Here is a 23,100-nt window from a genome sequence, read left to right on the forward strand (position 1 = left end):
CATGTGACGGTGCGGCCGACGCCCGTTTCGTCGTCGAGTTTTCTGCTGCACAGGCGACCTGACCGGGTCGCATCTCTCTTCTCTCAGGACTGCCTTGTCATGGATGTCGTCATCGTCGAATCGCCGGCCAAAGCGAAGACGATCAACAAATACCTCGGTGGCGACTACCATGTGATCGCCTCCTACGGCCACGTTCGCGACCTTCCTCCCAAGGACGGATCGGTGCGTCCGGACGAAGATTTCGCGATGAGCTGGGAGGTCGGCAAGCCCTCGGTAAAGCGAATCAACGAGATCGCCCAGGCGGTCAAGAAGGCCGACGGCCTCGTGCTGGCGACCGATCCGGATCGCGAGGGCGAGGCCATCTCCTGGCACGTCCTGGAAGTGCTGCGGCAGAAGAAGGTGATCGGCACCAAGCCCGTCAGCCGGGTCGTCTTCAACGCGATTACCAAGAAGGCGGTGCTCGATGCGATGGCCAATCCCCGCGCCATCGACGAGCCGCTGGTGGATGCCTATCTCGCCCGCCGTGCACTCGATTATCTCGTGGGCTTCACCCTCTCCCCCGTCCTGTGGCGAAAGCTGCCCGGCGCCCGCTCGGCCGGCCGTGTCCAGTCGGTGGCGCTGCGCCTTGTCTGCGACCGCGAAGCCGAGATCGAGCGGTTCAAGAAGGAAGAGTACTGGCAGGTCGCGGCGACGCTCGCGACGCCGCGCGGCGACGATTTTCGCGCGCGGCTTACCGGCTTCGGCGGCGACAAGCTGCAGAAGATGTCGATCGGCGACGGCGAGCGGGCCGAGACGATCCGCGCCATGCTGGACGGCGCCACCTACCGGGTCGACAGCGTTCAGGCCAAGCCGACCAAGCGCAATCCCGGCCCGCCCTTCACCACGTCGACGCTGCAGCAGGCCGCGTCCGCCAAGCTCGGCTTCTCGGCCTCGCGCACCATGCAGGTCGCCCAGCGGCTCTATGAGGGCGTGGATGTCGGCGGCGAGACCGTCGGCCTGATCACCTACATGCGGACCGACGGCGTCCAGATGGCGCCGGAAGCCATCGCCGATGCACGCAAGTCCATCGGAGCGAGCTTCGGCGATCGCTACGTGCCGGAGAAGCCGCGCTATTATTCGAGCAAGGCCAAGAATGCGCAGGAGGCCCACGAAGCCGTCCGTCCGACCGAATTCGGCCGTTCGCCCAAGGACATCGAGCGGTATCTGGATCGTGACCAGGCCCGGCTCTACGACCTGATCTGGAAACGCTGCATCGCGAGCCAGATGGCATCGGCCGAGATCGAGCGCACGACGGCCGAGATCGTGGCCACCAATGGCGGTGAGACTGCAACCCTGCGCGCCACCGGCCAGGTCATCAAGTTCGACGGCTTCATCGGCGCCTATGTCGAGCATCGCGACGACAGCAAGGCGAGCGATCCCGGCGAAGAGGACGACGACCGCGCCCGCTTGCCGGAAATCCTCGCCGACGAGGACCTGGCCAAGCGCGCCATCGAAGCCTCGCAGCATTTCACCGAGCCGCCGCCGCGCTTTTCCGAGGCTTCGCTGATCAAGCGAATGGAAGAGCTCGGCATCGGCCGGCCCTCCACCTATGCGTCGACGCTGCAGACGCTGGAAGACCGCGGCTATGTGGTGCAGGAGAACCGCAAGCTGCTGCCCGACGCCAAGGGCCGCCTTGTCACCGCGTTCCTGCACAATTTCTTCGAGCGCTACGTGGAGTACGACTTCACCGCGGCGCTGGAGGAAAAGCTGGACCTGATCTCGGCCGGCCAGCTTGCCTGGAAGGACGTACTGCGGGAGTTCTGGCGGGACTTCTCGACCCAGGTCGACGGCACCAAGGAACTGCGGGTCACCAACGTTCTCGACGCCCTCAACATCGAGCTCGGCCCCCTGGTCTTCCCGCCGAAGGAGGACGGCACCGAGCCGCGCGCCTGCCCGCGCTGCGGCAACGGCCAGCTATCGCTCAAGCTCGGCAAGTTCGGCGCCTTCGTCGGCTGCTCCAACTACCCCGATTGTGGCTATACCCGCCAACTCGGCACCAATCTGTCGGGCGACGGTGCGGCCGCCGACGAGGGTCCGTCGGATCTCGGCGTCGATCCGGAAACGGGCGAGCCGGTGACCCTGCGCACGGGACGTTTCGGGCCCTACGTCCAGCGCGGCGAGGGCAAGGAGGCCAAGCGCTCGTCCCTGCCCAAGGGCTGGCAGGCGAGCGAGATGGACCTGGACAAGGCGCTGCGGCTCCTGTCGCTGCCGCGCGAGGTCGGCCTGCATCCCGAAAGCGGCAAGCCGATCCTGGCCGGGCTCGGACGCTACGGACCGTTCCTCAATCACGACGGCATGTATGCCAACCTCGAGACCATCGAGGATGTCTTCGAGGTGGGCCTCAACCGCGCCGTCACCGTCATTGCAGAGAAGAAGGAAAAGGGCGGCCGCGGACGCGGCACGCCTGCGGCGCTGGCGACACTCGGCGAACATCCGCAATATGGCGGCGAGATCACCGTGCGCGACGGCCGTTTCGGGCCGTATGTGAATGTCGGCAAGGTCAATGCGACGCTGCCCAAGGCGAAGGATCCGGCCAGCGTCACGCTGGAAGATGCGATCCAGCTGATCAACGAGCGCGTCGAGAAGACCGGCAAGAAACCGGTGGCCAAGAAGGCAGCGGCGAAAAAGCCCGCAGCCAAGAAGACGGCGGCCAAGAAGGCACCTGCCAAGAAGCCGGCGACAAAGGCTGTCGAGGGCGATGAGCCGGCCAAGAAGGCCGCGGCACCCAAGAGGGCGGCTGCCAAGAAGCCTGCCACGGCCAGGAAGCCGGCGGCGGCAAAGACGGCCAAACCGGTGGTCGATGCCGATTCGGTGCCATGGGATCAGGAGTAGGATTTTGGCGAAAGGCCGGTCCCGGAACGATGCCCCCCCGGAGCTGACGCGCGAGGCGGTGCTCCGCTTCATCGCGGACAACCCCGGTCGCTCGTCCAAGCGTGACATCGCCAAGGCCTTCGCGGTCAAGGGTGATGCACGGGTGGGCCTCAAGGACCTGCTTGCGGATCTGCAGGCCGAGGGCCTGTTGTCGGGCAGCCGCAAGCACTTCTCCACGCCGGGCGCGCTGCCCCCGGTGACGGTTCTCGAGATCCGCAGCCGCGACGATGACGGCGGGCTGCTTGCCGAGCCGGTCAATTGGGACGAGGCAGCGGACGGAGACCGTCCGCGTCTGCCGGTGCTGCAGGATCGCGCCAAGAACCCCGCTGCGGGTCTGGGCGAGCGCATCCTGGCCAGCATCGACGAGGACGAAGCCGGCAACCGGGTAGCCCGGATCATCCGTGTCCTGGAACGCCGCAAGACGGTGGCGCTCGGCGTCTTCCGCGCCAAGCCCGGCGGCGGCGGGCGGGTCGAGCCGGTGGAACGCAAGCAGCCGGAATACGCCGTGCGTCCGGGCGACGAGAACGGTGCGCGCGACGGCGACCTCGTCGCCGTGGAACCGGGGCCACGCGCCCGCCTGGGCCTGCCCTTCGCCACCGTGTCCGATGTCGTCGGCTCGATGGACTCCGAGCGCGCCATCTCGACGATTGCGCTGCACGCCCATTCCATCCCCCACATCTTTCCCAAGGCTGTGCTGAGCGAGGCCGAGGCGGCCGGTCCAGCCAGCATGGACAAGCGCGAGGACTGGCGGCAGCTCCCGCTGGTAACCATCGACCCAGCCGACGCCAAGGACCACGACGACGCGGTCCACGCAGAGGCGGACCAGGATCCGGGCAATCCCGGCGGCATGATCGTCACCGTGGCGATTGCCGACGTCTCCTACTACGTCCGCCCCGGAACGAGGCTCGACGCCGAGGCGCGGCTGCGCGGCAATTCCGTCTATTTCCCCGACCGCGTCATTCCGATGCTGCCGGAGCGGATCTCGAACGATCTGTGCTCGCTGCGCGACGGCGTCGACCGGCCGGCGCTGGCGGTCCGCATGGTCATCGGCGCCGAGGGCGGCAAGCGGCGGCACAGCTTCCACCGCGTGATGATGCGCAGCCACGCCAAGATCGCCTACGAGGCCGCGCAGGCGGCGATCGACGGCGTCCCCGGCGAGGTCGATCCGCATGTCGTGGAGACGATGCTGAAGCCGCTCTGGGCGGCCTATGGGCTGGTCAAGGTGGCGCGCGAGCGCCGACAGCCGCTCGATCTCGATCTGCCCGAGCGCAAGCTCAAGCTCGGGCCGGACGGCCGGGTGGCCAAGGTCATTGTGCCGGCCCGCCTCGACGCCCACCGGCTGATCGAGGAATTCATGATCCTCGCCAATGTCGCTGCGGCCGAAAGCCTCGAATCGAAACGTCAGGCGCTGATCTACCGCGCCCATGACTCGCCCTCCCTCGCCAAGCTCGAATCCCTGCGCGACTTCCTGCGCACGCTGGAGATCTCACTCGCCAAGAGCGGCGCGCTGCGGCCGTCGCACTTCAACGGCATTCTCAGCCAGGTCAGGGCCAGCGAGCACGAGAGCCTGGTCAACGAGGTGGTGCTGCGGTCCCAGTCGCAGGCGGTCTATTCCCCGGAGAACATCGGCCATTTCGGCCTGAATCTCGACCGCTACGCGCATTTCACCTCGCCCATCCGCCGCTATGCCGATCTCATCGTCCACCGGGCGCTGGTCACGGCCTTCGATCTCGGCGAAGGCGGGCTCAGCCGCGAGGACGAGGAAAACCTGGAGGCGACCGCCGAGGAGATCTCGCGCGCCGAACGCCGCGCCATGGCGGCCGAGCGCGACACGGTCGACCGGCTGATCGCCCACCATCTGGCCGACCGGGTCGGCGAAGACTTCGAAGGGCGCATAGCTGGCGTGACCAAGGCGGGACTCTTCGTCGCGCTGCCGGCCTTTGGCGCCGACGGGTTCGTCCCCATATCCACGCTGGGCAACGAATATTTCCACTATGACGAGGTGGGCCGTTCGCTCGTCGGCGACCGAACCGGCCACGGCTATCGTCTTGGCGACACGGTCGAGATCCGCCTGACGGAAGCGATCCCCCTGGCGGGATCGATGCAGTTCGAAATGCTCAGCGAGCCGCGCAAGCTGCCCCGCGAAGCGGGCTCGTTCCACAAGACCGGCCGTCGACAGCGGCCCGGTCGTCGTGAGAAGAATGTCGCGGGCAAGGTCAGGAAGAAGCGATGACGGGTATCACCATGCAGGCCGACGCCGAGACTCGGGCCAACAGCGCCGAAGGCGCGCGTCCGCTCTGGCCGGCGCTCGTCGCCGGATTTCGCTGCCGTTGCCCCAATTGCGGTGAGGGCAAGCTGTTTCGCAGCTATCTGCGCAGCGTCGACGATTGCTCGGTCTGCGGGCAGGAGATCCACCATCATCGCGCCGACGACCTGCCGCCGTACCTGACGATCTTCATCGTCGGGCATATCGTCGTGGCCCTGTTCATGGGTGTCGAGGCGTCCTACGAGTTGTCGATGTGGACGCATCTGGCGATGTGGGTTCCGGTGACCCTGGTCATGTCCCTGGCCCTGCTCCAGCCGCTCAAGGGCGCGACCATCGGCCTCCAGTGGTCCCTGCGCCTCGGCGGCTTCGGCACAGAGGACGACGCGGACCGCGTCGGTTGAGCGACGGCGGGGATTCGCTCGCGACGCTGAACGCCGAACGCGCGCGCCTGGCCAAGCCGAGCACATTGCCGCCGGCCCGGCGCATCCGCGATGCCGGCACCCTGCTGATCGTCGACCACAGCCACGGCACCGCACGGGTCCTGATGGGCCGACGCTCGTCGGGCCATGTGTTCATGCCCGGGCGCTACGTGTTTCCCGGCGGGCGGATCGATCCGTCCGATCTGGCGCTGGCGCGCGAATTCTCGCTCAGTGAACTTGCCTTCGACCGGCTGTGCGCCGGTCCCCCTGCCCGCTTCGACCGCCGCCGGGCGACCGCGACCGCGCTGGCGGCGATCCGCGAGACCTTCGAGGAGGCCGGCGCGATGATCGGCGCGACAGGCAGCTTTTCCGGCAAGGGCGAATACTGGAACGCGTTCGGCGCGCGCGGCATCCGGCCGGCTCCCGAAATGCTGGTGCCCATCGCGAGGGCGATCACGCCGCCCGGGCCACCGCGACGCTACGACACGCGATTCTTCTGCGTATCCGCGGACGCGATCGGCCATCAGCTGGACCTGAGCGAATTGCCGACCGACGAGCTCGAAGCGCTGGCCTGGGTCGATCTCGACGCCTTGCAGGATCTGTCGCTGGCGCCGATCACCCTGCGCATCGTCAGCGACCTCAAGGCGCGAATCGCCGACGGAACCTGGCAGGACCCGGCACATCCGATGCCGTTCTACCGCGCCATCCGCGGTCGTTTCATTCGCGAGTCTCTCTGACGCAGCGTGGGCGGTGATCGTTGGACAGGCGGACCGCCGACAACATCGTGGCCGAGGCGCAAGCCGACATCGAGACGATCGACTGGGTCGCGGCCGGCGCCGCCATCGCCTCAATCAGCGCCGTCGGCATTGCGCTGGGACTCGGGCTGCCGCTGCTCAGCGTGATCCTGGAAAGCCGCGGCGTCTCCACGACGATGATCGGCATCGGCGCCAATACCGCCGTCGCAGGCGTTGCCTCGCTTCTGGCCGCGCCGCTCATCACGCCCATCGCACGGGTGTTGGGCGTGCGGCTGTCGATGCTGATCGCCATCGTCCTGTCCGGCGTCTCGGCCCTCGGCTTCTACTACTTCACGCCGTTCTGGACGTGGTTCCCGCTGCGGCTGGTCTTCCACTTCTCCATCACCGCGCTGTTCGTTCTCTCCGAATTCTGGATCAATGCCGCCGCGCCGCCCGGACGGCGGGGGTTCATCCTCGGCATCTATGCGACTGTCCTGTCGCTCGGCTTCGCCCTCGGCCCGTACATCTTCTCGGTCGTCGGCTCGCAGGGCATCCTGCCCTTCGCCATCGGCTCCGGCGTCATCTTCGCCTCGGCGGTCCCGCTCCTGTTCGCCTGGAACCGGCAACCGGCTCTGGGCGAGCGACGGCGCGGCGCGTTCTGGCGCCACATCTTCTCCGTCCCGACCGCAACCGGCGCGGTCCTGATCTTCGGCGCGGTCGAGGCCGGAGGGTTCGCCCTCTTCCCGATCTATGGCGAACGTCTCGGCTACACCGAGGCCGCCGCGGCGCAGTTGCTGATCGCCATCGGGCTCGGCAACGTCCTGATGCAGATTCCCATCGGGCTGATCTCCGACCGCGTCCGCGACCGGCGCTCGCTGCTCACCCTGTTCGCCTTCGTCGGGCTGGTCGGCACGCTGTGCCTGCCGCTGCTGGGCAACGACTGGTGGCTGATGGCCGGTGTCCTGTTCCTGTGGGGCGGCGTCGTTGCGGGCCTCTACACGGTCGGCCTCGCTCATCTGGGCTCGCGACTCGGCGGCGGCGATCTCGCCGCCGCCAACGCTGCCTTCATCTTCTGCTATTCGGCCGGCATGCTGGTCGGCCCGCAGGTGATCGGCTCCTCCATGGATATCTTCGGCTACAACGGTTTCGCCTGGGCCCTGGCGCTGTTCTTCGGCCTGTATCTGGTCCTGACCGTCGCCCGCATGGCGTGGGCGCGCGGCCGGTCTTGACTTGGCCGCCGGCATGGCTATGGTCCGGCTCGAATTCGCCGACGCCCTGCGCCGGCGCATCGTCGCGTGCTACCGCTGCAGCGGATTTTCGCGAATCGCACAATTTGGGTTTCCGCCGTCATCTGGACGAACGGCACCGGCACAGGGCCGGTCGGTTCGAGGAGCGGCACGCATCAGCGAACGGATAGGGCCATGGCCAAGGCAACCACGATCAAGATCAAGCTCCTCTCGACAGCCGACACCGGCTTCTTCTACGTGGCGCGCAAGAACAGCCGCACGATGACGGAGAAGATGGTCAAGACCAAGTACGACCCGGTCGCGCGCAAGCACGTCGAGTTCCGCGAAGCCAAGATCAAGTAAGCTCCGGCAGGCCTTCACCTGCCAGGGTCGAGTTCGGCGCCGCTCCGGCAACGGGGCGGCGCTTTTCGTCGTCCGGGCTTATTCCGCTGCACCGGGCACCGGCGCACGCGGGGTCGCGCCGATCGGGACTGTCAAATTGCCGTAACAGACGCTGCAATCTAGTGTAAATCCGAGTCAGTCGTGCTCGGAGCCTGAATATGGCGAAGCATCTGATCCTGGTTCATGGCCGATCGGTGAAGCCGGCTGGCAGCTTGATGGCGCAGATCGCGCGGAGGGCGCTCCTGGACGGGCTGCGGCGTGCCCGCGCCGATGCGGCGGTGGCCGACATCGAGTCTGGTCGCATCGAGGTGCACTTCGTCTATTACGGCGACATCAACAACGAGATCGCCGCCGCAGCGGACACCGCCAAGCGCGCCATCCTGACCGCCTCGAACGATCCCGAGTACACGTTCCGCCCCGCCCTGCCCTTCGATCTCATCGAGGCGGGCTATGCCTTCACCTCGGCCTTGCGGCGCTTCGACAAGCCCGCCTATCGCAAGGTGCTGGCGGAGGCGGAGGACTGGCGCCTGCTCGACGAGGCCGCCGACATCGCCAGCCTGTTCGGCCAGCTCTTCACCTTCGGCTTTCTCAACGACCGGCTGATCGCCAGCAGCCTGCCGGACCTGTCGGCGTATCTCACCTCGCAGATCATCTCGTCGTCGATTCGCGGCCGGCTGCAGTCCGTGCTCCTGCCCCGCATCGACGCCCGCGACGACATGTGTCTTCTGACCCACAGCATGGGCTGCATCGTCGCCTGGGACGTTCTGTGGAAGCTCTCCTACATGAGCGAATATGCGGCTGTAAGGGAGCGCGGCGGCCGCATCGCCCGCTGGGTCACCTTCGGCTGCCCGCTCGGCGAGCCGGGTGTTCGGCGCAACCTGGCGGGCGGCTGGGCGCGCTCGAACGAGGAGTTTCCGCGGCAGGTCGTGGAGTGGCGCAACATCCACGCAGAGGACGACTACATCGCCCATATCGAGCGGATGCGCTCGGCCTTCTCGACAATGCTGCGGGCCGGCTTCGTCCAGGAAATCAGCGACCGCAAGATCTACAATTGCTGGCACTATGCGGATGCGGCGTCGGGCGCCATCGTCTCGAACCCGCACGATCTCTACGGCTATCTGATGCACCCGACGCTGGGCACGGCCGTCGCGGAATGGGCGGCGCACTGACGTTCGTCCGCGGGCATCGGCGGCAACCGCTGAGCTTCCCGCGCCGATCCCGTCACAGCGGAATGTTGTCGTGCTTCTTCCAGGGGTTTTCGAGATCCTTGTTGCGCAGCATCGCCAGCGCCCGCGAGACCCGGCGGCGGGTCGAGTGCGGCATGATCACCTCGTCGATATAGCCCCGCTCGGCGGCGACGAAGGGCGACAGGAAGCGTTCCTCATACTCCCGGGTATGAGCTGCCAGCTTCTCCGGGTCGCCGGCGTCCTTGCGGTGGATGATCTCCGACGCGCCCTTGGCACCCATCACCGCAATCTGCGCGGTCGGCCAGGCATAATTGATGTCGCCGCGCAGATGCTTCGACGCCATCACGTCATAGGCGCCGCCGAAGGCCTTGCGGGTGATCACCGTCACCTTGGGCACCGTCGCCTCGGCATAGGCGAAGAGCAGCTTGGCGCCGTGCTTGATCAGGCCGCCATATTCCTGCGCCGTGCCCGGCAGGAAGCCCGGCACGTCGACGAAGGTGATGACGGGGATCGAGAAGCAGTCGCAGAAACGCACGAAGCGCGCCGCCTTGCGCGAGGCATCGGAATCGAGCACCCCGGCCAGAACCATCGGCTGGTTGGCGACGATACCGACCGTGCGGCCCTCGATGCGGCCGAAGCCGGTGACGATATTGCCGGCAAAGGCCGCCTGGATTTCGAAGAAATCGCCCTCGTCGACAGTCTTCCGGATCAGTTCCTTGATGTCGTAGGGCTTGTTGGCGTTGTCGGGGACCAGCGTGTCCAGCGACATGTCCTCGGCCGTCACCGACTGACTGTAGTCGAGCTCCGGCACCGGCGAGGTGTTGGAGGCCGGCAGGAAGTCGATCAGCCGGCGCATCTGCAGCAGCGCGTCGACGTCGTTGTCGTAGGCGCCGTCGGCGATCGACGACTTCACCGTATGCACCGAGGCGCCGCCCAGCTCCTCGGCGGTTACCGTCTCGTTGGTGACGGTCTTCACCACGTCCGGGCCGGTGACGAACATGTAGGACGTGTCGCGGACCATGAAGATGAAGTCGGTCATCGCCGGCGAATAGACGTCGCCGCCCGCGCAGGGTCCCATGATCACCGAGATCTGGGGGATCACGCCGGAGGCGAGGACATTGCGCTGGAAGATCTCCGCATAGCCGCCCAGCGCGGCCACGCCTTCCTGGATGCGCGCGCCGCCGGCGTCGTAGAAGCCGATGATCGGCGCGCGGTTGCGCAGCGCCAGATCCTGGACCTTCTGGACCTTTTCGGCATGAGCTTCGGAGAGCGAGCCGCCCAGCACAGTGAAATCCTTGGCAAAGACGAAGACGGTCCGGCCGTTGACCGTGCCCCAGCCGGTGACGACGCCATCACCGGGATAATGCTGCTGGTCCATGCCGAAATCGGTCGCCCGATGCTGGACGAACATGTCGAACTCCTCGAAGGAGTCCGCGTCGAGAAACACCGTCAGACGCTCGCGGGCGGTCAGCTTGCCCTTGGCGTGCTGCGCCTCAATCCGCTTCCTGCCACCGCCATCGCGAGCCTTTTCGCGCCGCGACTCGAGTTCCGACAGCATGTCGCGCATCATCCGTTTCCTCACCTGTTTCGTCTCTTGGCGACCTCGCCGGGCCGCGTCACCGGCTTACCATAGCAACGCCGCCGCGACAGCATCGCGCCGTCATCCGTCCTGTCGGGCGCATGGCGCCATTCAAGGCCGAGCGTCGGCTGGCTCGTCGTCCGTCAGCAGCACGGATGCCACCTGCATCTCCTGCCAGCGCATCTCGCGGCGGGCGCTCGCCTCGTCGTCGGCGCCCCATTGATCGATGTTCCAGTCCTCGTCGACATGGGCCCGCATCCAGGCATCGGCGGCCGACAGATGTCGTTCGGCGACCGCCAGGGCGAGCAGCGCCGAGCCGGTGAGCGTCGTCACCTGGTGGAGGGCGGCCACCCGGAAGGGATCGTCGATCGACGCAAGCCGCTCGCGGAAGGCGGCGATCCCAGCCGGCGGTTGGCCGACATGCATGACGCCCTCGGTCAAAAGGTAGCGCCCACCGAACGTCTCCCGCGCCCAGTCGAGCACCGGATCCCACATCTCGCGCTGGCGTACCACCAGCCGGTGCGGGGAGCCGGCGCGATAGAACAGAAGATCGGTCTCGATATAGCGGGCCAGATCGTCGCGCACCGGGTTCGGATCGTCGGCGATGGCCTCGATCACCGTGTTGACCAGCCGGGTCATCGGCATGGTAGCCGGATCGATGCGCTCGCGCTGGGCGTCCCATTCGGCCGCCACGATTTCGGCCGCGCGACGCATCGGTACCGCGAGCGGGCGGCGCCCCGGCGTCTTCACCGGCCTGCCGTCGAGCAGGATCGCGTAGCCGGTATCCGACGGCGCCAGCGTCACGTCCGTGTAGAAGCGCTTCGGCAGGTCCGCCTGCGCCTTGCCTTGGGTCATCGGGGCTCTCCCACCTTGCGCACCGGATGCGGGGCTATCGGCCCGCCCGATGCACGGCTTGCCTCGTTGCCGGCGGTTCTTCGCGCCGGCAAATCGTCAATTCGTCGGCGCCGCGTGCGGCAGCATCGCATGCGGGACCGGCATCTCCAGCCAGCGGTCGACCGCGACCACCAGATCGGCCACGGTGTCGGCGACGCCAAAGGCACCGGAGGCGACGAGTGGCGCGGCCTCGTGGGTGCCCCAGGCGACACCCAGCGCCGCAGCGCCCGCCGCCCCGGCCATCTCCACGTCGAAGACCGAATCGCCGATCACCAGTGTCTCACGCGGGGAAATGCCGAAGACGGCGCAGCATTCCTCGACCATGGCCGGATGCGGCTTGGACGGGCAATCGTCGGCAGTGCGGATGGCGGCGAAGGCTTGGGTCAGGCCGTGCGCCTCGCAGATCGCCGCAACGCCTCGTCGCGACTTGCCGGTCACAAGGCCGAGCAGCACGTCGTCGCGCGCCGCCAGATCCTCGACCAGCGCCTTCATGCCGGGAAACAGGTGCTCGCGAAACGCCGGGTCCCGGCGCGCCGCGCGAAAGGCCTGACGGTATCCATCGACGATGGCGGCAACCAGATGCGGCTCGGCGACGGGACGCAGACGCCTGATCGCCTCGTCCAGGGACAGCCCGATGATGCTGCGCGTCGCCACATCATCGGGCGCCGGCAGGCCCTGGGCCTCGAAGGCCTGGCGCATCGTCGCGCAGATCACTCCACAGGAATCGGCGATCGTGCCGTCGCAGTCGAACAAAACGGCTTTCATCAGTCGTTCGTCGCCGTTTCGTCGAAACCGAAGAGGTTGAAGGTCTGGATCATGTGCGGCGGCAGCGGCGCAATCTGGTCGATGACGCCGCCGTCCGGATGCGGGATGACGATGCGCCGTGCATGCAGGTGGAGCCGTTTCTGGACGCCGCCCGGAAACTCCCAGTTGGTGTCGTGCTCGAAATATTTCGGATCGCCCAGAATCGGATGGCCGATATGCAGCGCATGGACGCGCAGCTGGTGGGTGCGGCCGGTATAGGGCTCCATCTCCACCCAGGAGAAATTCTGCGCCAGGTTCTCGATGACCCGGTAGTGGGTCAGCGCATGGTCTGCGCCGTCCTCTCCATGCTTACCGATCCGCATGCGGTCGCCGTCCGGCGTCTGCTCCTTGACCAGGAAGGTCGAGATACGGCCGTCATGGGGAACGGGCACGCCCTTGAGGATCGCCCAGTAGGTCTTCTTGGTGTCGCGCTCGCGGAACGCCTTGGTCAGCGCGGTCGCCGCGCCGCGGGTGCGCGCGACCACGAGGACGCCCGAGGTGTCGCGGTCGAGGCGGTGGACCAGCCGCGGCTTCTCGCCCTTGCGGCTGCGCCAGGCCTCCAGCATCTTGTCGACATGCCGGTTCAGGCCGGACCCGCCCTGCACCGCCAGTCCCGCTGGCTTGTTGAAGACGTAGACCTTCTCGTCCTCGTAGATCAGCATCTGCGCCAGGACGTCGGCGTCGTGCTGGTCGCGCATGGTGTTGGCGGTCAGCGGGCCGACCTTGGGACGGCCTGCGTCGCCGCTCATCGGCGGAACCCGGATCATCTGGCCGGCCAGAACACGCGTGTCCGTCTTGGCGCGGCCGCCATCGACGCGCACCTGTCCGGACCGCAACAGCTTCTGCAGATGGCCGAAGCCCAGTCCCGGATAATGCAGCTTGAACCAACGATCGAGGCGTAGTCCCGCCTCGTCATCCTCGATCCGTCTCTGTTCGACCGACGCCATTTAACTCATGCCTTCCGCTTGAACTGCTGCAGATAGCATCAGGCGAGCCATCGCGCGAGGGCGAGACCGGCAAACAGCGCACCGATTGCCGCCACTACCGAGCCGATCACGTAGATCGCCGCCAGCATGTGCGATCCGCGCTCGGCCAGAACCACCGCGTCGAGCGAAAAGGTGGAGAAGGTGGTGAAGCCGCCGAGGCACCCCGTGGCGACCAGCAGGCGGATTTCCTGCGGCGCGTCGAACCGCCGTCCCGCAAGCTCGATGAAGAGCCCCATCAGGAACGAACCGAGGACGTTCACGACGACCGTGCCCCACGGAAAGCCGGCGCCGAAGAGGCGCAGGGCGGCCATGCCGGAAAGATGCCTGAGCGTGGCGCCGACGGCGCCGCCGGCGGCGACGATGAGAAGATGCGACATGCGCGGGTTCTAGCCGATGGCGGGGCCGTGCGTAAGACTGGTGTCGATGTCGAGGCGGAGCGCCAGAATAGTGCTCAAATGAAAACGGCGGGGCCAGTGGCTGGCCCCGCCGTTGTGCCGCCGTCCCTGGGAGAAAGGAGAGCTATTCTTTGGCGGCGCGCGCTTCGGCACTGGCATGCTGCTGGAACGGCTGCTTGTGCTCCGCATGGAGGCCACGCATGGTCGAGTAGCAGAGCACGAGCAGCAGGATCGCGAAGGGCAGACCCGTCGTGATCGCCGCACCCTGCAGGGCCGCCAGACCACCGCCGATCAGCAGCGTGATTGCCACGAGGCCCTCGAAGGTGGCCCAGAAGATGCGCTGGGGTACCGGCGCGTCGATCTTGCCGCCTGCCGTGATCGTGTCGATCACCAGCGAACCGGAATCCGACGATGTCACGAAGAACACGATGACGAGGATGATGCCGATGAACGAGCTGATCGACGCCAGCGGCAACTGGCTCAGCATCGCGAACAGCTTCACCGACAGATCGGCTTCCACGATGCCGGCATAGCCCGCGATGGTCTCGGTCAGCGCGGTTCCACCGAAGATCGTCATCCAGATGATCGACACGACGGTGGGGATGAGCAGCACGCAGGTGATGAACTCGCGCACCGTACGGCCGCGGGACACCCGGGCGATGAACATGCCGACGAAGGGCGACCAGCTGATCCACCACGCCCAGTAGAAGGTCGTCCAGCCGGTGCGATAGCCGTCATCCGTGCGGCCGAACGGATTGGAGAGAGGGATCACTTCGCGCAGATAAGCGACGGAATTGCCAAAGAAGCCGTAGAGCAGGTCCATGGTCGGGCCGACGGCGAAGATGAACGTCATCAGCAGGATCGCCAGCACCATGTTCACTTCCGACAGGCGCTTGACGCCCCCGTCGAGCCCGGCCACCACCGAGATCAGCGCCACGCCCGTGATCAGGGCGATCAGCACGATCTTGGACATCAGCGTATCAGGAACGCCGAAGAGGAAGTTGAGGCCGGAGACAGCCTGCTCTGCGCCGAAACCGAGGGAGGTCGCCAGACCGAACAGGGTGGCGAAGACTGCCAGGATGTCGATCAGATGGCCGGGCCAGCCCCAGGTCCGCTCGCCGAGCAGCGGGTAGAAGGCGGAGCGGATCGTCAGCGGCAGGCCGAGATTGTAGCTGAAGAAGGCCAGCGCCAGCGCGACCACCGCGTAGATCGCCCAGGGGTGCAGGGCCCAGTGATAGATCGTTGCTGCCATGCCGAGACGACGGGCAGCCTCGATGTCGCCCGGAGCACCGCCGAGCGGCGCGGCCGAGCCGCCTTCCATCGCGGCGGTGAAATGCGTGATCGGCTCGGACACGCCGTAGAACATCAGGCCGATGCCCATGCCGGCGGCAAACAGCATGGCGAACCAGCCGAAATAACCGTAGTCCGGCCGGGCGTCCTTCCCGCCGAGGCGGATCTTGCCGTAGGGCGAAACCACCAGGAACAGGCAGAACAGCACGAAGATGTCACCTGCCAGGATGAACAGCCAGTCGAAGGTGCTGGTGATGGCCGGGCGCAGCCAGCCGAAGAAGCCGTCGGCCAGGGTCGGGAAGAGCAGCGTGAAGGTCACGAAGGCGATGATGACGCCGGCGGAAATCGGGAACACCGGATTATGGATGTCCAGCCCGAACCGTTGGAGATTGTCCTGGCCGACCTCGTAGTCGGTGACGGAATGTTCGGCCAATTGGCCCGGTTCGAGAGACATCTGAACCTCACTTTGCTCGATTATGGAAATTTTGGGCATCGTCGTGCGAAACCCAGACGAACAGGTCGCCATCTCGCCACGATCGGGCACGCCGGCAGCTTCTCGCCGACGACGTTAGATTGGCGTCACCTGTGAAGTATCAACCCCTGCGGTCACGATTTCGGCGAAGTTTCGCCCAATTTCGAAGCCGGTCGCCGATGGAGACCTCTGCCCCGCGGTCGGTCGGCCGATAGAATTGCTGCCGATCCATCTCGTCCGGAAAATAGTCCTGACCGGAAAACGCGTCGGGCGCGTCATGGTCGTAGGCGTATCCGGTCCCATAGCCCTCGTCGCGCATCAGCGCCGTCGGGGCGTTCAGTATGTGCTTTGGCGGCAGCAGTGAGCCGTGATCCTTCGCCGTGCGCATCGCCGCCTTGTAGGCGGTGTAGACGGCGTTGGATTTCGGCGCACTCGCCAGGTAGACGGTCGCCTCGGCCAGCGCGAGCTCGCCTTCAGGCGAGCCGAGATAGTCGAAGGCATCCTTGGCGGCGAGCGCGATGCCCAATGCGCGCGGATCGGCCAGTCCGATATCCTCGGATGCCATGCGCACCAGACGGCGGCCGAGATACAGGGGGTTCTCGCCTGCGTCAAGCATGCGGCAGAGCCAGTAGAGCGCCGCGTCCGGATCCGAGCCACGCACCGATTTGTGCAGTGCGGAGATCAGGTTGTAGTGGCCGTCCTGGCCCTTGTCGTAGACCGGCGCCCGTCGCTGGACGATCTCCTGCAGCCCTTCGGCATCGAAGATCTCGCCCTGCCGGCCCGCCCGCCAGACCTCCTCGGCCAACGTCAGCGCGGCGCGCCCGTCGCCGTCTGCCATCCGCAGCAGCACCGCCCTCGCCTGCTCGTCGAGCGGCAGCGCCTTGCCCTCGGCCGCCTCGGCCCGCTCGAGAAGCTGGACGAGGCTGGCGGAGCCATGCGGACGGAAGGTCAGGACGCGGGCCCGCGACAGCAGCGCGGCGTTCAGCTCGAAGGAGGGATTCTCGGTGGTGGCGCCGACGAGCACGACCGTGCCGTCTTCCATCACCGGCAGAAAGGAATCCTGCTGGGCACGGTTGAAGCGATGGATCTCATCGACGAAGAGCAGCGTGCGCCTGCCGTTGGAACGGCGCAGCCGGGCCGCCTCGAACATCTTCTTGAGATCAGCGACACCGGAGAAGATCGCGGAAATCTGCTCGAAGGCATAGTCGACCTCGTGGGCCAGCAGGCGTGCCACGGTCGTCTTGCCGGTGCCGGGCGGGCCCCAGAAGATCATTGATCCAAGGCTGGTCGCCTCCAGCATGCGCGACAGGACCCCGCCCTCGCCCGTCAGATGCTCCTGACCGACGACGTCGCCCAGTTGGCGCGGACGCAGCCGGTCCGCCAGCGGGCGGGACCGGTCGTCCTTGTCCGGCGATCCGGACACCGGCGAGCGCCCCGTGTTCTGCGGCGGATCGCCGTTACCGAAGAGGTCGGCCATGGTCAGCGCACCCGCTGGGCCATGCGGCGCCCGTTCCGGTCGATCTCGAACGCCCAGCCACCCGCGCGGTCGGCTGCGGCGGCTTCCAGTTCCCGGGTCGTCGCGACCGGCTGGCGGTTGACGCTGAGCAGGATGTCGTTCGGCCGCAGCCCGAAGCGCTGGGCGAGCGAACCGCGCGCGACCTGTGCCACCACGACCCCGGTCTTTTCCAGCGGCATGCCCAGTTCCTCGGCCACCCGCGGCGACAGATTGAGGACCGTCGCACCGGCGAAGGGGTTCTGGCCATCGATGGTGCGGGCGTCACGAGGTGGTACCTCCGGCGCCGGCTCCAGCGGTAGCTCGATGGTGCCGCGCTCGTCGCCGCGCAGGATCGTCAGCCGGGCGGTCTTGCCGATGCCGGCGGTGGCGAGGCGGTAACCCAGCGCATCCGCGCCGACGACCTCCAGTCCGTCCACCGCGAGAACGATGTCGCCGACCGTCAGTCCTGCCGCCTCGGCAGGACCGCCTGCCATGATCGCACGCACCAGGGTACCGGAGGGACGGTCCAGGCCGACGGCCTCGGCGATGTCCGCGGTCACCGGGGCGAAGCTGGCGCCGACGAAGGGCCGCTCGAACCGGCCTCCCGCCTTGGCCGAGTGGATGAAGCTGGCGACCATGTTGGCGGGGATCGCGAAGCCGACGCCGTTGGAACCGCCGGAACGCGAGAAGATGGCGGTGTTCACACCGACGAGTTCCCCCGACATGCCGATCAGCGCGCCGCCGGAATTGCCCGGATTGATCGCCGCATCGGTCTGGATGAAGAACCCGAAATCGTCGACGCCGATATGCGTGCGGGCCAGCGCCGAGACGATGCCGCTGGTCACGGTCTGCCCGATGCCGAAGGGATTGCCGATCGCCAGGACGAGGTCGCCGATCTGCAGTTGATCCGAATCGGCGATGGGGAGCGTCGGGAACGGTCCCTCGTCGTCGATCTTGAGCACCGCGAGATCGACGCTGTCATCCCTGAGCAGGACTTCGGTCGTGAACTCGCGGCCATCGGCAAAGCCGATCTTCACTTCGTCCGCGTCTGCGACCACGTGGTTGTTGGTGACGACAAGACCCGACGCGTCGACGATCACGCCGGAGCCCAGCGACGATTCCATGCGGGGCTGGCGGTTTTGCGGCTGGCCGAAGAACTGCCCGAAGAACGGATCGCCGGCGAAGGGCGAGCGCTGTGCCGGGACGGCGCGCGCCGCGTAGACGTTGACGACGGCCGGCGCGGTCCGCTTCACCAGTGGCGCGAAGGAGAGCTGGATCTGCGCCTGGCTCTCGGGTACCCGGACACCGCCCTCGCCCTGGAGGACCGCCTGGTCAACCGGAGCGGCGGGAACCGGCTGGTCGGAAATGGCCGCATCCGGCTCCGCCGCGGCCTGGCGGTCTTCGCCGAGGGGCACGAACCCGTCACCCGGCGCAAGGCTCCGCTGCGATGCCCGATCGGGCGTGCCGAGGAACCCGGCCGTGTCGAACACGCCGAGATACGGCGCCGCCACGACCAGCGCCCCCACGAGAAGACCCGAGAGAATGAGCTTTGCCTGCATGTTCCGTCCGCCGTGTTGGACCGGCAGCACCGTCTCGGGGCCCTTGCCCGGGCGCATGGACGGCGGATGCTGCGCATCGAAGAGTCGGATGCCACACGCTGGCGGCACGCCTTCGCATAAACCACATGGCGGACGCGAAAAAGGGGCCATTGCGGCCCCTTTTTCGTCGATACTGCTTTGGTGGTACCAGCGCCTATTCGGCGACCGCCGTCTGCGTGATCGCGGCAGGAGCCTCGTCCGGCAGATCGGCCGTCGCATAGCTTGCGGTCAGGACGCCGAATGCCGCCATCGCACACAAGAGAGTCAGAAAAGTGCGTCGCATGGAAAGCCGGCCCGTGGTGTTCATAATGTCCGCATTTTTCATAGAAGTTGTTTCATCCGCGTAAATATCGCCACCCTTGGGTGACCTCGTCCCGTTCTCGAAGCCAAAAGTGTTCTGGCCGCCAAAAGGTTGCCTCGATTTCAACGAATTTTCCGCAGGCCTTCCCGAGACCCCGCCTATGCCACCGCACCCGGCCGCTTTCCATGGCATTTGCAACACACTGCACGATTACAAGCCCGCTGCCATGGGCAAAGCTGGCGCGGTCCGGACGACACCGGCCTCGCGCAAGATTCACCCCGCGGCGCCGACACTGACGAGGCTCCTGGCCATCGCGCCGATTGCCTCCTCGGGGTCGCGAAAGCGAAGTCCGAGGATGTCGCGCGCCGGCCCGGTGTCGAGCCGTTTGCGGCGGCCGAGTTCGGGAAGTGCAGCGCGCGCTTGGGGCGAAATCATCGCGGCAACGCGCACGACCGCGTTGGGCAACCGCCATCGTGGCAGACTGCGGGATCCGGTCGGGCAGACCTTTGCCACCGCCTGCCCTATTTCGCGCAACGTGAGCGTGCCGCTCGAAAGGGCGAAGCGTCGTCCCGACGCCGCGGATACGGTCATGGCTGCCAGATGGGCCTCGGCGACATCACGAACGTCCGCCAGGGCAAAGGCCAGATCCGGCACCGCGAGCATCCGTCCCCGCATCATCGCTGCGACGAGTGCCGCGGAGGTACCGAGCGCAGGGCCGGACAACGGACCGAGGACGAGTGTCGGATTGAGCGCGACGAGATCCACGCCGCCCGCCTGCGCAGCCTTCCAGGCCGCGCGTTCGGCCAGCGTTTTCGACAGGGCGTATCCCGAGATCGTGGGGCTGTCGGTGTCGGACCAGTCGGCTTCGCCGTAGAACTCGTCGGCCCGAGGCGGATGGCCCGAATACATCGCGGCGGCCGATGAGGTCAGCACGACCCGTTCCACCCCTGCCCCCACTGCGGCAGCGATGACGCGCATGGTGCCGCCTTCGGCCGCTGGCATGAGGGCCAATCTGTCCCGCGACGGCGCGGCAGGGAACGGCGAGGCCGTGTGAAGCACGAAGCGGCATCCCTCTGCCGCGGCGAACCAGCCGTCGTCAGCGGTCAGATCGGCCTCAACAAAGGACAGACGCCCCACATCCGCGCCGGCTGCAACCATCGCCTCGCGGATCGTTTCGGCTTGTCGCAGCGACCGGACGGTGCCGCGAACCGAAAAGCCGGCGTCGAGCAGCTGCAGCGCCACATGGCCGGCAATGAAGCCGGATATGCCGGTGAGGAGTACCTGGTTCCGATTCATCGACATGCTCGTTTGAACCTTGAACCTTGGCACGGCAGGAGCACGCACCGACCGCAGTGCTCGACGGACCAACTGCCACCAGACACGAAAAAGGGACCGCGCGGGCCCCTCATTCTGGTGTCCGGATGATCGGAACGATCAGGCGGCGTCGAGCTCGGCTTCCGCCTCGACACGATCACGGTCGATCGCGCCACGGGCTTCCGGGTTGCGGTCGACGAACTCGATGACGGCCAGCGGGGCGTTGTCGCCACGGCGGAAGCCGGCCTTGAGGACGCGGGTGTAGCCGCCGTTGCGCTCGGCGTAGCGCGGTGCCAGCGTGTCGAACAGCTTGGCGATGACCGACGGATCGCGAACCTGCGAGATTGCCTGGCGGCGGGCATGCAGGTCGCCGCGCTTGCCCAGCGTGATCATCTTCTCGACGATCGGGCGCAGTTCCTTGGCCTTAGGCAGGGTGGTGACGATCTGCTCGTGCAGGATCAGCGAAGCGACCATGTTGGCGAACATCGCCTTACGATGGCTGGCGGTACGATTGAGCTTCCGACCGCGTTTTGCGTGGCGCATGGGTTTTCCTCAAGGTGAATAGCCGGCGTCATGGCGCCGGAAGTCGGGATCTTTGCGTCCCTGCCACGAAGAGGTGACAGGCCGCCGTTCCTTTGAATGATTGAAATCCTCCCGCCGACGAAAACGGCGGCGGGAGGCAGTGTCGTCCTAGTACTGGTCTTCGTAGCGCTTCGCCAGATCGTCGATGTTCTCCGGCGGCCAATCGGTCACTTCCATGCCCAGATGCAGGCCCATGGACGCGAGAACTTCCTTGATCTCGTTGAGCGACTTGCGGCCGAAATTCGGCGTGCGCAGCATTTCCGCCTCGGTCTTCTGGATCAGATCACCGATGTAGACGATGTTGTCGTTCTTCAGGCAGTTCGCCGAACGCACCGACAGCTCGAGCTCGTCGACCTTCTTGAGCAGCGCCGGGTTGAAGGCCAGTTCGGCCATCTGTTCCTCGGCACCGGCCGGGGCGCGCTGGTCGCGCTGCGGCTCCTCGAAATTGACGAAGACCGAAAGCTGGTCCTGCAGGATCCGCGCGGCATAGGCCACGGCATCCTCGCCGCTGATCGAGCCATCGGTCTCGATCTGCATGGTGAGCTTGTCCTTGTTGAGGTCCTGCCCCTCGCGGGTGGCTTCCACCTTGTAGGACACCTTCTTGACCGGCGAAAACAGCGAATCGACCGGGATCAGCCCGATCGGCGCATCCTCGGCGCGGTTCTGGTCGGCCGGCACGTAGCCCTTGCCCGTGTTGACCGTGAACTCCATGCGGATCTCGGCGCCCTCGTCGAGGGTGCAGATCTCATGCTCGGGATTCAAGATCTCGATATCGCCGACTGTCTGGATGTCACCGGCGCGGACGATGCCCGGGCCCTGCTTGCGAACGACCATGCGCTTGGGGCCTTCGCCCTGCATGCCGATGCAGATTTCCTTGACGTTCAGAACGATGTCGGTGACGTCTTCACGCACGCCCGGGATCGAGGAGAACTCGTGCAGGACGCCGTCGATCTGGATGGCCGTGATGGCAGCACCCTGAAGCGACGACAGGAGAACGCGACGCAGCGCGTTGCCGAGCGTCAGGCCGAAGCCGCGCTCCAGCGGTTCGGCCGTGAGCGACGCCTTCGAACGGCTTCCGCCATTCTTGAACACCACCTGGTTCGGCTTGGTGAGATCTTGCCAATTGCTAGCAATCATGCGGATGCCTTTCAGTTTCCTCGCCACCATCCAATCGTGGCGATAGGTCTGAGTGCGGAAGGCGGAACCCTTCCTGTCGGCTGCACACCGCGCTCAGACGAGCGCGGCGAAAAGCATCAAACGCGGCGCTTCTTGCGGGGGCGCACGCCATTGTGCGGGATGGGCGTGACGTCACGGATCGAGGTGATCGTGAAACCGGCAGCCTGCAGCGCACGCAGCGCCGACTCGCGACCCGAACCCGGACCGCGGACTTCGACCTCGAGGGTCTTCATGCCGTGTTCCTGCGCCTTCTTGGCGGCGTCCTCGGCCGCGACCTGCGCGGCAAACGGCGTCGACTTGCGCGAGCCCTTGAACCCCTGCGCGCCAGCCGACGACCAGGCAATCGAGTTGCCCTGCGCGTCGGTGATGGTGATCAGCGTGTTGTTGAAGGTGGAGCTCACATGGGCGACGCCCGACGTGATGTTCTTGCGCTCGCGACGGCGAACGCGCTGTGCTTCTTTAGCCATGAAACTGTCCTGTTGATATCGACACCGCCGTAATTCCGGCGGCTACACCACGGCGCGCCCGTAGACGCGCCGCATCGTGTGGAAACGGTCCGAAAGGGCCGTTCCTACTTCTTCTTGCCGGCGATCGCCTTTGCCGGACCCTTGCGGGTGCGGGCATTAGTGTGCGTGCGCTGACCGCGAACCGGAAGGCTGCGACGGTGACGCAGACCGCGGTAGCAGCCCAGGTCCATCAGACGCTTCACGTTCATTGCGGTCTCGCGGCGCAGATCGCCTTCGACCCGGTAGTCGCGGTCGATGATCTCGCGGATCTGCAGGACCTCGGAGTCCGTCAGGTCATTCACGCGGCGTTCGTCGCCGAGATTGACCTTCTTGACGATCTCCTTGGCATGGGCGGAGCCGATGCCGTGGATATACTGCAGCGCGATGACGACGCGCTTGTTGGTCGGGATGTTGACGCCAGCGATACGGGCCACAACCATACTCCTAGAATTAGATGGGCTCGGGGCCCGCCTTACACAAGATGCGGCGCCCTTCAGCCAAAAGCGACCGATGCAGGACTCCGAATGAAGACATGCGCCGATCGCTGAGGATTCGCGAATAGCG

Annotated in this window: 21 protein-coding genes; 7 read left to right on the forward strand and 14 right to left on the reverse strand. The window is 66.4% G+C overall.

Annotation, left to right across the window (positions count from 1 at the left end):
- Positions 1–99: 99 nt before the first annotated feature.
- From topA to VQ042_RS08510, 7 genes are all read left to right on the forward strand, one after another.
- A complete protein-coding gene (gene topA / locus VQ042_RS08480) occupies positions 100–2,871 on the forward strand; it encodes a type I DNA topoisomerase (protein WP_331817501.1) in 2,772 nt (923 codons plus the stop codon).
- Positions 2,840–5,143: a ribonuclease R gene (gene rnr / locus VQ042_RS08485; protein WP_331817503.1), complete on the forward strand. Its 2,304-nt coding sequence runs from the start codon at positions 2,840–2,842 to the stop codon at positions 5,141–5,143. The genes topA and rnr overlap by 32 nt, the downstream gene beginning before the upstream one ends.
- Positions 5,140–5,577 (forward strand): DUF983 domain-containing protein, encoded by a 438-nt coding sequence (locus tag VQ042_RS08490; RefSeq protein WP_331817505.1) that lies wholly within the window; start codon positions 5,140–5,142, stop codon positions 5,575–5,577. Before rnr ends, VQ042_RS08490 begins: the two co-directional genes overlap by 4 nt.
- The gene (locus VQ042_RS08495; protein ID WP_331817507.1) at positions 5,574–6,332 is read left to right on the forward strand and encodes an NUDIX domain-containing protein; all 759 of its coding nucleotides are present in this window, start codon (positions 5,574–5,576) and stop codon (positions 6,330–6,332) included. Before VQ042_RS08490 ends, VQ042_RS08495 begins: the two co-directional genes overlap by 4 nt.
- A gap of 20 nt (positions 6,333–6,352) precedes the next feature.
- Positions 6,353–7,558 carry an MFS transporter gene (locus tag VQ042_RS08500; RefSeq protein WP_331817509.1) on the forward strand — a complete coding sequence of 402 codons (1,206 nt, stop codon included), beginning with the start codon at positions 6,353–6,355 and terminating at the stop codon, positions 7,556–7,558.
- Between the two features lie 192 nt (positions 7,559–7,750).
- Positions 7,751–7,918, forward strand: a complete 168-nt coding sequence (gene rpmG, locus VQ042_RS08505) for a 50S ribosomal protein L33 (RefSeq protein WP_024351709.1) — start codon at positions 7,751–7,753, stop codon at positions 7,916–7,918.
- Between the two features lie 197 nt (positions 7,919–8,115).
- A complete protein-coding gene (locus tag VQ042_RS08510; RefSeq protein ID WP_331817513.1) occupies positions 8,116–9,126 on the forward strand; it encodes a hypothetical protein in 1,011 nt (336 codons plus the stop codon).
- A gap of 52 nt (positions 9,127–9,178) precedes the next feature.
- On the opposite strand, the gene VQ042_RS08515 is transcribed toward VQ042_RS08510, so the two are convergent.
- The 14 genes from VQ042_RS08515 to rpsM form a co-directional block, all read right to left on the reverse strand.
- The gene (locus tag VQ042_RS08515; RefSeq protein ID WP_331818223.1) at positions 9,179–10,711 is read right to left on the reverse strand and encodes an acyl-CoA carboxylase subunit beta; all 1,533 of its coding nucleotides are present in this window, start codon (positions 10,709–10,711) and stop codon (positions 9,179–9,181) included.
- Positions 10,712–10,834: 123 nt separating this feature from the next.
- Positions 10,835–11,578, reverse strand: coding sequence for an ATP12 family chaperone protein (locus tag VQ042_RS08520; protein ID WP_331817515.1), 744 nt, complete (start codon positions 11,576–11,578; stop codon positions 10,835–10,837).
- A 96-nt stretch (positions 11,579–11,674) separates the two neighbouring features.
- Positions 11,675–12,382 (reverse strand): HAD-IA family hydrolase, encoded by a 708-nt coding sequence (locus VQ042_RS08525; protein WP_331817517.1) that lies wholly within the window; start codon positions 12,380–12,382, stop codon positions 11,675–11,677.
- The gene (locus tag VQ042_RS08530) at positions 12,382–13,368 is read right to left on the reverse strand and encodes an RluA family pseudouridine synthase (RefSeq protein ID WP_331817519.1); all 987 of its coding nucleotides are present in this window, start codon (positions 13,366–13,368) and stop codon (positions 12,382–12,384) included. Before VQ042_RS08530 ends, VQ042_RS08525 begins: the two co-directional genes overlap by 1 nt.
- A 38-nt stretch (positions 13,369–13,406) precedes the next feature.
- The gene (crcB, locus tag VQ042_RS08535; RefSeq protein ID WP_331817521.1) at positions 13,407–13,784 is read right to left on the reverse strand and encodes a fluoride efflux transporter CrcB; all 378 of its coding nucleotides are present in this window, start codon (positions 13,782–13,784) and stop codon (positions 13,407–13,409) included.
- 142 nt (positions 13,785–13,926) lie between these two features.
- The gene (locus VQ042_RS08540; RefSeq protein WP_331817523.1) at positions 13,927–15,546 is read right to left on the reverse strand and encodes a BCCT family transporter; all 1,620 of its coding nucleotides are present in this window, start codon (positions 15,544–15,546) and stop codon (positions 13,927–13,929) included.
- A 139-nt stretch (positions 15,547–15,685) separates the two neighbouring features.
- Positions 15,686–17,041, reverse strand: a complete 1,356-nt coding sequence (locus VQ042_RS08545; protein ID WP_331817525.1) for a replication-associated recombination protein A — start codon at positions 17,039–17,041, stop codon at positions 15,686–15,688.
- Between the two features lie 2 nt (positions 17,042–17,043).
- Complete coding sequence (locus tag VQ042_RS08550) at positions 17,044–18,618, reverse strand: DegQ family serine endoprotease (protein WP_331817527.1); 1,575 nt, start codon at positions 18,616–18,618, stop codon at positions 17,044–17,046.
- Between the two features lie 193 nt (positions 18,619–18,811).
- Complete coding sequence (locus tag VQ042_RS08555) at positions 18,812–19,084, reverse strand: hypothetical protein (RefSeq protein WP_331817529.1); 273 nt, start codon at positions 19,082–19,084, stop codon at positions 18,812–18,814.
- A 147-nt stretch (positions 19,085–19,231) separates the two neighbouring features.
- On the reverse strand, positions 19,232–20,254 hold the full coding sequence (locus VQ042_RS08560) for an NAD-dependent epimerase/dehydratase family protein (protein WP_331817531.1): 1,023 nt from the start codon (positions 20,252–20,254) through the stop codon (positions 19,232–19,234).
- 138 nt (positions 20,255–20,392) lie between these two features.
- Positions 20,393–20,815: a 50S ribosomal protein L17 gene (gene rplQ / locus VQ042_RS08565; protein ID WP_331817533.1), complete on the reverse strand. Its 423-nt coding sequence runs from the start codon at positions 20,813–20,815 to the stop codon at positions 20,393–20,395.
- Positions 20,816–20,962: 147 nt separating this feature from the next.
- Positions 20,963–21,991: a DNA-directed RNA polymerase subunit alpha gene (locus tag VQ042_RS08570; protein ID WP_331817535.1), complete on the reverse strand. Its 1,029-nt coding sequence runs from the start codon at positions 21,989–21,991 to the stop codon at positions 20,963–20,965.
- 116 nt (positions 21,992–22,107) lie between these two features.
- The gene (rpsK, locus tag VQ042_RS08575) at positions 22,108–22,497 is read right to left on the reverse strand and encodes a 30S ribosomal protein S11 (protein WP_009209713.1); all 390 of its coding nucleotides are present in this window, start codon (positions 22,495–22,497) and stop codon (positions 22,108–22,110) included.
- Between the two features lie 104 nt (positions 22,498–22,601).
- On the reverse strand, positions 22,602–22,970 hold the full coding sequence (rpsM, locus tag VQ042_RS08580) for a 30S ribosomal protein S13 (RefSeq protein ID WP_331817538.1): 369 nt from the start codon (positions 22,968–22,970) through the stop codon (positions 22,602–22,604).
- Between the last annotated feature and the right edge of the window lie 130 nt (positions 22,971–23,100).

Origin of the sequence: Aurantimonas sp. A2-1-M11, assembly GCF_036549475.1 — a bacterium.
GTDB lineage: Bacteria > Pseudomonadota > Alphaproteobacteria > Rhizobiales > Rhizobiaceae > Aurantimonas.